At 63.0% G+C, this 11613-nt stretch carries 12 protein-coding genes; all 12 read left to right on the forward strand.

Annotation, left to right across the window (positions count from 1 at the left end):
* Positions 1-90 precede the first annotated feature (90 nt).
* The 12 genes from thrS (at position 91) to secF (ending at position 11542) form a co-directional block, all read left to right on the forward strand.
* A complete protein-coding gene (gene thrS / locus LH407_RS00005; RefSeq protein WP_322134927.1) occupies positions 91-2004 on the forward strand; it encodes a threonine--tRNA ligase in 1914 nt (637 codons plus the stop codon).
* On the forward strand, positions 2004-2570 hold the full coding sequence (locus LH407_RS00010; protein ID WP_322133337.1) for an HIT family protein: 567 nt from the start codon (positions 2004-2006) through the stop codon (positions 2568-2570). The genes thrS and LH407_RS00010 overlap by 1 nt, the downstream gene beginning before the upstream one ends.
* Before the next feature lie 46 nt (positions 2571-2616).
* Complete coding sequence (gene pdxS / locus LH407_RS00015; RefSeq protein ID WP_322133336.1) at positions 2617-3522, forward strand: pyridoxal 5'-phosphate synthase lyase subunit PdxS; 906 nt, start codon at positions 2617-2619, stop codon at positions 3520-3522.
* Complete coding sequence (gene pdxT, locus LH407_RS00020) at positions 3512-4105, forward strand: pyridoxal 5'-phosphate synthase glutaminase subunit PdxT (protein ID WP_322133335.1); 594 nt, start codon at positions 3512-3514, stop codon at positions 4103-4105. The genes pdxS and pdxT overlap by 11 nt, the downstream gene beginning before the upstream one ends.
* 34 nt (positions 4106-4139) lie before the next feature.
* Complete coding sequence (locus LH407_RS00025; RefSeq protein ID WP_322133334.1) at positions 4140-4772, forward strand: hypothetical protein; 633 nt, start codon at positions 4140-4142, stop codon at positions 4770-4772.
* A 446-nt stretch (positions 4773-5218) separates the two neighbouring features.
* Complete coding sequence (locus LH407_RS00030; RefSeq protein ID WP_322133333.1) at positions 5219-5977, forward strand: YebC/PmpR family DNA-binding transcriptional regulator; 759 nt, start codon at positions 5219-5221, stop codon at positions 5975-5977.
* Positions 5978-5981: 4 nt separating this feature from the next.
* Complete coding sequence (ruvC, locus tag LH407_RS00035; protein ID WP_322133332.1) at positions 5982-6554, forward strand: crossover junction endodeoxyribonuclease RuvC; 573 nt, start codon at positions 5982-5984, stop codon at positions 6552-6554.
* Positions 6551-7153, forward strand: a complete 603-nt coding sequence (gene ruvA, locus LH407_RS00040) for a Holliday junction branch migration protein RuvA (RefSeq protein WP_322133331.1) — start codon at positions 6551-6553, stop codon at positions 7151-7153. The genes ruvC and ruvA overlap by 4 nt, the downstream gene beginning before the upstream one ends.
* Before the next feature lies 1 nt (position 7154).
* Positions 7155-8195, forward strand: coding sequence for a Holliday junction branch migration DNA helicase RuvB (gene ruvB, locus LH407_RS00045; RefSeq protein WP_322133330.1), 1041 nt, complete (start codon positions 7155-7157; stop codon positions 8193-8195).
* Between the two features lie 88 nt (positions 8196-8283).
* Positions 8284-8715: a preprotein translocase subunit YajC gene (locus LH407_RS00050; RefSeq protein ID WP_322133329.1), complete on the forward strand. Its 432-nt coding sequence runs from the start codon at positions 8284-8286 to the stop codon at positions 8713-8715.
* Between the two features lie 98 nt (positions 8716-8813).
* Entirely contained in the window at positions 8814-10556 is a 1743-nt protein-coding gene (secD, locus tag LH407_RS00055; protein ID WP_322133328.1) for a protein translocase subunit SecD, read from the forward strand.
* On the forward strand, positions 10556-11542 hold the full coding sequence (gene secF, locus LH407_RS00060; RefSeq protein WP_322133327.1) for a protein translocase subunit SecF: 987 nt from the start codon (positions 10556-10558) through the stop codon (positions 11540-11542). Before secD ends, secF begins: the two co-directional genes overlap by 1 nt.
* The last annotated feature ends 71 nt before the right edge of the window (positions 11543-11613 follow it).

The raw sequence follows: 11613 nt of genomic DNA on the forward strand, positions 1-11613 counted from the left end.
CCGCGTGACGAAGGGTGTGCCGCGCGCTACTAAAGTTGTTGCGTGAGTAAGACCGGATTCGACCTCTTCACCGACCGCTCCGTTGTCGCTATGCGCGTCAACGGCGAACTGAAGGACCTCGCGGCGACAACCGCAGACTCCGACACGGTCGAACCCGTCACCATCGATTCGCCCGATGGTCTCAACATCCTTCGCCACTCTGCTGCCCACGTCATGGCTCAAGCGGTGCAGTCCATCAACCCCGAGGCGAAGCTCGGCATCGGCCCGCCCGTCGAGGACGGCTTCTACTACGACTTCGACGTCGAGGAGCCCTTCACCCCTGAGGACCTCAAGGCGATCGACAAAGAGATGTCCCGCATCGTCCGTCAGGGCCAGCGCTTTCAGCGTCGTGTGGTGACCGAAGACGAAGCGCGACAAGAGTTGGCGGACGAGCCCTACAAACTCGAGCTCATCGGTCTCAAGGGAGCAGCATCCGGCACTGCGCAATTCGAGGACGGCGAGTCAGTCGAGATCGGCGGCGGCGAGCTCACGATCTACGACAACGTCGACGGCAAAACCGGAGAGGTCTTCTGGAAGGACCTGTGCCGCGGCCCGCACCTTCCGAATACGCGCATGATCGGCAACGGTTGGGCGCTCGTACGTAATGCCGCCGCCTATTGGCGTGGCTCTGAGAAGAACAAGCAGCTGCAGCGTATTTACGGAACGGCCTGGCCCACGAAGGACGAGCTGCGTGCGTACCAGGAGCGACAGGCCGAAGCGGCGAAGCGCGACCACCGCAAGTTGGGTGCCGAGCTCGATCTGTTCTCGTTCCCCGAGGAGATCGGTTCAGGCCTCGCGGTCTTCCACCCCAAGGGTGGAATCATTCGCGCAGAAATCGAAAACTACATGCGCGAGCGTCTTCGCTCCCACGACTACGAGCTCGTCAACACACCGCACATCACCAAAAAGCACCTCTTCGAGACGAGCCAGCACCTCAACTGGTATCGCGAGGGAATGTTCCCGCCCATGCATTTGGACGAGGAGACGGATGCCGAAGGCAACGTCACGCGTCAGGGTCAGGACTATTACCTCAAGCCCATGAACTGCCCGATGCACAATCTGATCTTCCGCGCGCGCGGACGAAGCTACCGCGAGCTGCCGCTTCGACTTGCCGAATTCGGAACCGTGTACCGCTACGAGAAGAGCGGAACGCTCCAGGGGCTCACACGTGTTCGCGGTCTCACTCAGGACGACGCGCACATCTACGTCACCGAGGATCAGGTGAAGGACGAGATCGCGCGTCAGCTCGATTTCGTGTTCGAGACCCTCCGCGGTTATGGGCTCACCGACTTCTACCTCGAATTGTCGACTCGCGACCCCGACAAGTCCGTCGGCACCGATGAGCAGTGGGAGGTCGCGACCGAGACCCTTCGCGAGGTGGCGGTCGACTCCGGACTCGAACTCGTGGCGGACCCGGGCGGTGCGGCCTTCTACGGGCCGAAGATCTCGGTGCAGGCTCGCGACGCGATTGGGCGCACCTGGCAGCTTTCGACGGTGCAGCTGGACTTCAACCAGCCAGAACTCTTCGAGCTGGAGTACACGGCGGCGGACGGAACGCGTCAGCAGCCCATCATGATTCACCGCGCGCTGCTCGGTTCCATCGAGCGGTTTTTCGCGATTCTGCTGGAGCACTATGCCGGCGCCTTCCCGGTGTGGCTCGCACCGGTGCAGGTTGTGGGTATCCCCGTCTCGGAGGAGCACGAGGAGTACCTGAGCGACATCATCCGTCGCCTGAAGGATGCCGGGGTGCGGGCAGAGCTCGACACCTCCAGTGACCGCATGCAGAAGAAGATCCGCACCCACACACTGCAGAAGATCCCCTATCTGCTGATCGCGGGAGCCGAGGATTCGGCCAATGGATCCGTGAGCTTCCGGTTCCGCGACGGTTCGCAGGAGAATGGCATTCCCGTGGACGATGCGGTCGCACGCATCCTCGACTCGATAGCGACCAAGGCCCAGGTCTAGTGCGGGACTACGACGGAACGGATCTCGGTGAGGCCGAGCCCGCATCGGATTTTGCGGCCGTTCCTGATGCTTTCCAGCGACTGTGGACTCCCTATCGCATCGCTTACATCAAGGCGAATTCGGAACAGGAACCGGGGGCGGAGGGGTGCCCGTTCTGTGTCGCCCCGACGCTGAGCGACGAAAAGGCCCTCATCGTTCACCGGGGCGAGCACGCGTTTGTGCTCCTCAATCTCTACCCCTACAACAGCGGTCATCTCCTCGTGTGTCCGTACCGCCATGTTGCGACGTATGACGAGGCGACTGCTGACGAGGTGGCGGAGATCGGTAGCCTCACTCAGACGGCCATGCGCGTGCTGACAGAGACCTCGGGATGCCACGGCTTCAACATCGGCATGAATCAGGGTCGGATCGCGGGTGCGGGTGTTGCTGAGCACCTCCACCAGCACATCGTGCCCCGATGGGCGCTCGACTCGAACTTCTTCCCCATCGTGGCGGGGACGAAGGCGGTGCCTCGCCTTCTCGGCGAAGTCCGTGCCGAGATCGCGGCGGCGTGGCCACAGAACTGACTCCGTCGTCGAGTCTCTCCACCACCAGACGTAGAATTTAAGGATCATGAGCTCACACAGCAACAACACTGACGGTTTCGGTACTACGCGCGTCAAGCGTGGTCTCGCGGAGATGCTCAAGGGCGGCGTCATCATGGACGTCGTCACCGCCGACCAGGCGAAGATCGCCGAGGATGCCGGTGCTGTGGCCGTCATGGCTCTTGAGCGTGTGCCCGCCGACATCCGCTCCCAGGGAGGCGTGGCGCGCATGAGCGACCCCGACCTCATCGATCAGATCATCGCGTCGGTCTCGATCCCCGTCATGGCGAAGGCCCGTATCGGCCACTTCGTCGAGGCTCAGGTCCTCGAGGCACTCAAGGTCGACTACATCGACGAGTCAGAAGTGCTCTCGCCCGCGGACTATGTGAACCACATCGACAAGTGGCAGTTCGATGTTCCCTTCGTGTGCGGGGCCACGAACCTGGGCGAGGCTCTGCGTCGCATCACCGAGGGAGCGGCGATGATCCGTTCCAAGGGTGAGGCCGGCACGGGTGACGTCTCCGAAGCGACCAAGCACATCCGCACGATCACGGGCGAGATCAACGCTCTGCGGTCGAAGACGAAGGACGAACTCTACGTCGCGGCCAAAGAACTTCAGGCGCCTTACGAACTCGTGCGAGAGGTCGCCGAGACGGGCAAACTTCCGGTGGTTCTCTTCACCGCGGGAGGTGTAGCGACGCCGGCGGATGCTGCGCTCATGATGCAGCTCGGCGCAGACGGCGTCTTCGTCGGCTCCGGCATCTTCAAGTCTGGCGACCCCGCCAAACGTGCCGCGGCGATTGTCAAGGCGACGACCTTCCACGACGACCCATCGGTGATCGCTGATGCGTCCCGTGGCCTCGGCGAGGCGATGGTGGGCATCAACGTCGCAGATCTCCCCGCACCGCACCGGCTCGCCGAGCGTGGCTGGTAAACCGACAGTAGGGGTGCTCGCCCTTCAAGGCGATTATCGCGAGCACCTCGCCGTGCTCGCCGAACTTGGCGCAAGGACCGTACCCGTGCGCCGCCCGAGTGAACTCGCTCAGGTCGACGGACTCGTCATCCCGGGCGGCGAGTCGACGGTCATGGACAAACTGAGCCGTCAGTTTGACCTCGCGGAGCCGCTCGTCGATGCAATCTCCGCCGGGCTTCCCGTGTACGGCACGTGCGCTGGACTGATCATGCTGTCGAACACCGTTGTCGACGCTATCGAGGGTCAACAGACCTTGGGCGGCCTCGATGTCGTTGTGCGCCGCAACGCTTTCGGTTCGCAAGTCGACTCGTTCGAAACCGATCTCGATATCCCCGCTCTCGGCGAACCGCCCGTGCACGCGGTGTTCATTCGCGCACCGATCGTGGAGTCGACGGGCCCCAGCGTCGACGTGCTGTCGGCGCTCGATGACGGCAGGGTCGTCGCTGTGCAGCAGGGCCCACTACTCGGGACAGCGTTCCACCCCGAGATCACCGGTGACGTCCGATTCCATCGCTACTTCCTCGACCGCATCATCGCTGCCTGACTCACACGCGACGCCCGTAGGCGATTATGTGGGTATGAAACTGTACTCGGACTTCGCTCCCCGCAGAACGCGCCAGGTCCTCGCGGATGTCACGGCCCTCGCGCTCATCGCAGCGTGGGTGTGGCTCGGCGTCACCGTCTACGGACTCGTCGCCCAACTTGCACAGTGGGGGCGGGACGTCGAGAACGCGGGCGCGGGTTTTCGGGACACCATGACGGAGGTGGGGGAGAACCTGGGGTCGATCCCGCTTATCGGTCCGGGCATCCGGGTGCCTTTTGACGGCGCTTCCGGTGCTGGTGAAACGCTCGAGGCGGCCGGCCAGAGTCAGCAGGAGACCGTCGCACTCTTGGCGACCACTCTGGGTGTGGGTATCGCCGTGCTGCCGATCGTGACGATTTTGCTGCTGTGGCTCATCCCTCGCGCCCGATTTGTGCGGCGCGCTGGCCGGGTTGGCGCCATTGCCGCATCGAGCGGAGGAATTGACCTTCTTGCCCTCCGTGCTCTTGCGACACAGAGGCTATCGGTGATCGCAACTGTCGATGCCGACGCGATGTCCGCCTGGCGGCGCGGGGACGAAGCCGTGATGCGCAAGCTTGCCGCCATCGAACTGGAGGCGTCCGGCATCCGATTGACCGATGGGCAAGTCGTCCCGACAACGAAGCTATAGCTGGTCGAGCCTGCGATATTTCGGACGCGCTCCGCGCGTGGACGCGTACCCATCGAGCTCCCGCACCTCACGCTCGGTGGTCACCGCCGCGGTACCGCTGCTGGTCCTATTCTCGGAATTCGCAAACCCGAACGCGAGTTCAAGAACGGACTCGGGATGCCCGTGCCGACGCATCCGCCGTGCGACCGAAAACTCCCAGAGATCTGCGTTGGGTCCCCACGAACACACAAGCTCATCGAGTTCGGAATGTTGAGGGCGGAAGTCCCTGAAGAACCCGGCCATGGCGTGCACACCCTGAGCGACGGTAATGCTCTCCAGCGAACGCCCGTCTGACTCGAGGGTCCGGAGGAAGGCGTTACGAGCGAATGAGATTCTGAACCAGCGCGAGGCCACCCGCCGATCGTACGGCAGGGTCCCGCGTGTTCGATCTCAGTAGACTGGTCGGCATGTCAGGCCACTCCAAGTGGGCGACGACCAAGCACAAGAAGGCGATCATCGATCAGCGTCGTGCCAAGTCGTTCGCCAAACTCATCAAGAACATCGAAGTCGCGGCGAAGATCGGCGGAGCCGACCTCTCGGGCAATCCCACTCTCGTTGACGCGGTACAGAAGGCAAAAAAGACTTCCGTGCCAAACGACAACATCGACCGCGCGATCAAGCGCGGTGCCGGCCTGACCGGTGAGAGCGTCGATTATCAGACGATCATGTACGAAGGCTATGGCCCGAACGGTGTGGCCCTTCTCATCGAGTGCCTCACCGACAACAAGAACCGCGCTGCCGCCGACGTTCGCACCGCTATGACACGCAACGGTGGCACACTCGCCGATCCGGGCAGTGTCGCGTACAACTTCCACCGCAAGGGCGTCATCTCGATCACCAAGACCGATGGAGTGACCGAGGACGACATACTCGAAGCCGTGCTCGAGGCCGGCGCAGAGGAGGTCAAGGACCAGGGTGGCGGATTCGAGGTCATCACCGACCCGTCTCAACTCGTTGAGGCCCGGACCGCGCTGCAGAACGCGGGAATCGATTACGACTCGGCCGATTCCGAGTTTGTGCCCGGTCTCAGTATCGACGTCGATGCCGAGACGGCACGGAAGGTGTTCCGTCTCATCGACGCGCTCGAGGACTCCGACGACGTTCAGAACATTTATTCGAACTTCGCCGTGTCGCCCGAGGTTCAGACCGAACTCGATCAAGACTAGGAGCATGGCGCTCAGAGTCCTCGGTATCGATCCCGGGCTCACGCGATGTGGCGTCGGAGTGGTCGACGTGGCGCCCGATCGCACAGCGTCCTTGGTGTTCGTTGGAGTGGTGCGCACACCCCCCGAACTCGCACTAGAGCGGCGACTGCTGGCGATCTCCGAGGGCATCAGTGAGGTCCTCGAGGAGTTCGCCCCGCACGCCGTGGCCGTTGAGCGTGTGTTCGCTCAACACAATCTGAGAACGGTCATGGGTACGGCGCAAGCAAGTGGGGTGGCATTGCAGCTCGCGGCATCCCGGGGCCTGACGGTTGGTCTTCATACGCCGAGCGAGGTCAAGGCGGCCATCACCGGCTATGGCTCGGCGGACAAACGTCAGGTGGCGTCGATGGTTGCTCGTGTGTTGCATCTCGACTCTCCTCCGAAGCCGGCTGACGCAGCGGATGCCCTCGCGCTCGCTCTGTGTCACGCGTGGCGCGGATCCCTTGCCGCACCGGCCATGGGCGACACGACGCTCACGCCTGCTCAGCGGTTGTGGCGTGACGCCGAAGTCGCGTCGAGAAGAGCGGTGCGCTCGTGATCGCGTCGGTCCGCGGGTCAGTCCTCGTGAGTGCTGGAACGACCGTTGTCATCGATGTCGGGGGAGTCGGGCTGTCGATCAGCACGACACCCCAAAACGCCCTTGCCTTGCGAGTAGGCATGGAGGCTACCGTTCACACGGCGCTTATCGTCCGTGAAGACGACCTTTCGCTGTTCGGTTTCGCGACGAAGGACGAACTCGACGTTTTTGACCTACTGCGAGGCGTGACCGGGGTAGGGCCGAAGAGCGCTCTCGGTGTTCTTGCGACAATGACGCCTGCGCAGATCGCGTCAGCGGTCGACGCCGAGGACGACGCCGCGTTCCGTAAGGTGCCCGGAATCGGACCCAAAACCGCGAAGCTCATCATCGTCAGCCTTGCCGGCAAACTCGCGGTCGCGTCCACCGTGACTGAGCCCGTGTCGAGCACGCCGAGCTCGGCTCGCGACGATGTCGCGGTTGCGCTTGTCGGGCTCGGTTGGCCCGAACGCGTTGCAGCGTCGGCCGTCGAGGATGCTCTCGCCGTTGCATCCGCAGCCGAAAAGGACAGCGTGCCGGCGCTCCTGCGCATCGCTCTCGCCTCGCTGGGCCCGCGGAGCTGACATGGATGTCGACGCAATTTCGAGCCCCGATCCCGAATCGGACCAGGAACTCGCCTTCGAGGGGGCGCTACGACCGAAATCTCTTGACGAATTTGTCGGCCAGACGAAGGTGCGCGGTCAGCTCGAGCTGCTCCTTAAGGCTGCCGCGATGCAAAACAGGGCACCCGATCACATCCTGCTGGCCGGGCCGCCCGGACTCGGAAAAACGACGCTCGCCATCATCGTCGCGCTCGAGAGCGGCAAACCATTGCGAATGTCGAGCGGTCCGGCGATTCAACACGCTGGCGATCTCGCGGCAGTCCTCTCGTCTCTCGTGCCCGGTGAAGTTCTCTTTATCGACGAGATCCACCGCATGGCGCGCTCGGCCGAGGAGATGCTCTACCTCGCGATGGAGGATTTCCGGATCGACATCATGGTGGGAAAGGGCGCGGGCGCTACATCGATTCCGCTCGAACTCGCGCCATTTACCCTCGTCGGAGCCACCACGAGGGCTGGCCTCCTCCCTAATCCTCTCCGCGACAGGTTCGGATTCACCGCACACCTGGAGTTCTACGATGAACCCGAACTCGAACGAGTATTAGCCCGAGCCGCCGACCTCCTGGGTCTTGAGTTGTCCGGTGATTCGCGAGCAGAGATTGCCCGCCGCAGCCGCGGGACCCCACGAATCGCAAATCGTCTCCTCCGACGGGTGCGCGACTATGAACTCGTCCACGGCGGGGGAGCCTCAGTTGCCGCCGTCCAGGCCGCGCTCGAGCTTTACGATGTCGACCCACTCGGGCTTGACCGGTTGGACCGGGCCGTGATGCACGCCGTGCTCATGAGATTCGACGGGGGACCGGTGGGCCTGAACACCCTCGCGGTCTCGGTAGGAGAAGAAGCGGAGACGATCGAGTCGGTCGTCGAGCCGTTCCTCGTTCGAATCGGGCTGCTCACGCGCACACCTCGAGGCCGAGTGGCGAGCCGTGAGGCGTGGAAGCACTTCGGGCTGCGACCACCCGCGGCATCCGGTGCCCAGCCGGGCCTCTTCGACGATGACCTATAATTGGGGCGGTTGCCCAGCTACGTCGCCGTAGACTGCGAACCATGGCTCGGCAGAGTGCCGACAACCCCCACCCCGGAAGGTGTCCTTGATGGATCCGTTAACTATCGGAATGCTTGCCATCCTGGCTGTGCTCGTGTTTTTCATGTTCCGCAATAGCAGGAAGCGCAAGCAGCAGGCGGAGGAGCTCTCGCTGAAGATGGTTCCGGGCGTGCGCGTCATGACCAGCTTCGGTCTGTTCGCGACCCTCGTGTCGGTTGACGACATCAAGAACGAGGCGGTGCTCGAGGTGAGCCCCGGTGTTTTTGTTACCGTCCACAAGCAGACTCTCGCCAAGGCCGTAGAAGAAGCCGAGGGCGAGCCCGGTGAACCGCGCTCGGTTGAAGAGGCGATGGAGATTGCCAACCGTGAGGCAGCGGAGCGCGAGGCGGCTGAGGCCGCCGCTGCGGATACCGAAGAGCCCGCGTACGGTGAGCGCATCGAGCCCGAGAAGAAGCCTCGGTCAAAGAAGGCCTCCGAGTAGCACTAGCCTAGGTTGCTGGCTCCGCAATGCGGGGCCAGCACTTCACGGCGGGTCCGCGACGAAGCGGTCCGCAACGCACAGAAAGCTGAGATACCCCCGTGGCACGATCAACTCCCGTCCGTAAGGCGTGGCGTTCTCTCACCTGGCTCGGAGTCATCATCGTCGGACTCATCGCCATCAACGGGGCTGGTGTCCTGTGGGGCGGCGGGTCCTGGGTTCCGAAGCTCGCGCTCGACCTCGAAGGTGGAACGCAGATTATTTTGGCCCCGCAGCTCGAGAGCGGTCAGACGGTCACGGCGGAGCAGCTCGACCAAGCGGTCTCCATCATCCGACAGCGTGTCGACGCCAGTGGTGTCTCCGAGGCCGAGATCAGCACGCAGGGCGGGCAGAACATCGTTGTGGCCATCCCGGGTGTGCCAGACGACCAGACGATCGCACGGATCGAGTCGTCCGCGAAGCTCGAGTTCCGACCTGTCATTTACACGGATGCCGCGGCCAACAGCGCAGTCGGCGCCGATGGCAGCACGTCGACTGCAACTCCTGAGCCCACTCCGGTTCCCCTGTCGACGGAGCTCACCGCTTCGCCCACCGACGCGAGCGACCCGAGTTGGGTATCGCCAGCACTCTTCGATGAGTTCCAGAACTTCGACTGCTCCTCTATCGAGGAGAACCAGGCCAACGTCGCACCGTCCGACCAGCCGCTCGTGACGTGTGACACCTCGGGCATCGAGAAGTTCATCCTTGGACCCGTTGAGGTCACTGGCGAGCAGATTTCCGACGCGACGAGCGGCCAGATCTCTAACTCGCAGGGTGCCAGCACCGGCCAGTGGGGTGTGTTCATCACCTTCAACGAAGAAGGCACGAAGGACTTCGCCGAGGTCACGAAGCGACTCTTCAGCTACCTGTCGACGGATGCGGCCACGCCCGACCCGCGCAATCGCTTCGCCATCGTGCTCGACGGCAGTGTGATTTCGGCGCCGACCACGCAGGGTGTGATCCAGGACGGCCGTCCGCAGATCTCCGGTTCGTTCACGCAGGAGAGCGCAAAGACTCTCGCCGATCAGCTCAAGTTCGGTGCACTGCCGATCGGATTCGAGATCCAGAGCCGCGACACGATCTCCGCGACCCTCGGTTCGTCCCAGCTTCTCAGCGGACTTATCGCCGGTGTGATTGGACTCGCGCTCGTTGTGGTCTATTCACTGATCCAATACCGGGCCTTGGGCTCGGTCACCATCGCCTCGCTGTTGATCGCCGCGCTCATCACCTATCTGTTGATCGCGATTCTCTCGTGGCGACAGGGCTACCGATTGTCTTTGGCCGGTGTCGCAGGTCTTATCGTGGCCATCGGTATCACCGCGGACTCCTTCATCGTCTACTTCGAACGAATCCGCGACGAGCTTCGAGACGGAAAGAGCCTCGAATCCTCGGTCGAGGCCGGCTGGAAGCGCGCTTTCCGCACGATCCTCGCGTCGGATGCCGTCAACTTCCTCGCGGCAGCGATCCTCTTCATCCTCGCGGTCGGTAACGTTCGCGGGTTCGCGCTCACGCTCGGTCTCACCACGATCGTCGACCTGATCGTCGTCTCGCTCTTCACGCACCCGGTGCTTCAACTTCTCGGAAGAACAAGGTTCTTTGGTGAAGGTCATCGCTTCAGCGGGCTCGACCCGAAGGCGCTTGGCGCCGTCTACCGCGGTCGCGCGCAGTTCCGCGAGCCCGTGGGTGTTGCGGAGACCAAGCGCGCCAAGAGCAGCCGGGAAGCGGCTCGCCGACAGACGATCGCGGAGCGGAAGGCGGCAGAGGCCGCGGGATCCTCAGCTTCGAGCGAAGGGAAAGATTCCTGATGGCCAGCTTCTCGCAGTTCGGAAACGACCTCTACACCGGTAAGCGTTCGTTCGACTTTGTCGGCAAAAAGCGCATCTGGTTCACGGCCGCGATCATCATGCTCATCATCGCCGTGGGTGGCACTGTGCTCCGCGGTGGTTTCGTGCTCGGAATCGAGTTCACGGGCGGCTCGGAGTTCACCATCAGCAATCCCGCCGATGTCGATCAGACACTCGCGCAGGATGCCGTGGCAGAAATCGTGCCCGGCTCGACGTCTCGTGTTTCCGTCGTCAATGGTGGCGACTCGATCCGTGTTCAGACCGATCAGGTGTCGACCGAGGAGTCTCAGGAGATCCGTGACGCGCTTTCGGCCGCGTACGACGTCTCTGAGGACCAGGTCACCTATTCGTTCATCGGTGCGACGTGGGGTGCTGACATCACCCGATCGGCCCTGACCGCTCTCGGTGTGTTCCTGCTCTTCGCGGCGGCGACGATGGCGCTCTACTTCCGCACCTGGAAGATGTCGGCCGCGGCGATCATCGCGCTCATCCACGACCTCATTTTCACCGCGGGTGTCTACGGCATCGTCGGGTTTGAGGTGACCCCCGCCGCGGTCATCGGATTCCTTACTATTCTCGGATACTCGCTCTATGACACCGTTGTGGTGTTCGACAAGATCCGCGAGAACACTGCTGAAGGCTCATCCAGGACCTTCGGCGAGTCGGTGAACCTCGCCGTCAACCAGACGCTGGTGCGCTCGATAAACACGTCGGTGGTTGCGCTTCTGCCCGTCGCGTCGATTCTCTTCATCGGATCGGTCCTGCTCGGTGCAGGCACCCTGCGCGACATCGCCCTCTCGCTCTTCATCGGGATCTTCGTCGGAACCTACTCGACGATCTTTATCGCGGCTCCGCTCTACGCCTGGATGCGTCAGGGCGAGACGATCGTGAGGAAGAACGATGAGCGCAAGGCCTCGTCGGCGCGGATGTCGGGAGCGGTTCGCTAAGGGCCGATTCGACCCGTCCGATCGGAATCGATGCACCTCCCGAGCCGCGTAGAATTGCGTGAGGAGGTGGG

Origin of the sequence: Antiquaquibacter oligotrophicus, from assembly GCF_020535405.1 — a bacterium.
Classification (GTDB): Bacteria; Actinomycetota; Actinomycetes; order Actinomycetales; family Microbacteriaceae; genus Rhodoglobus; species Rhodoglobus oligotrophicus.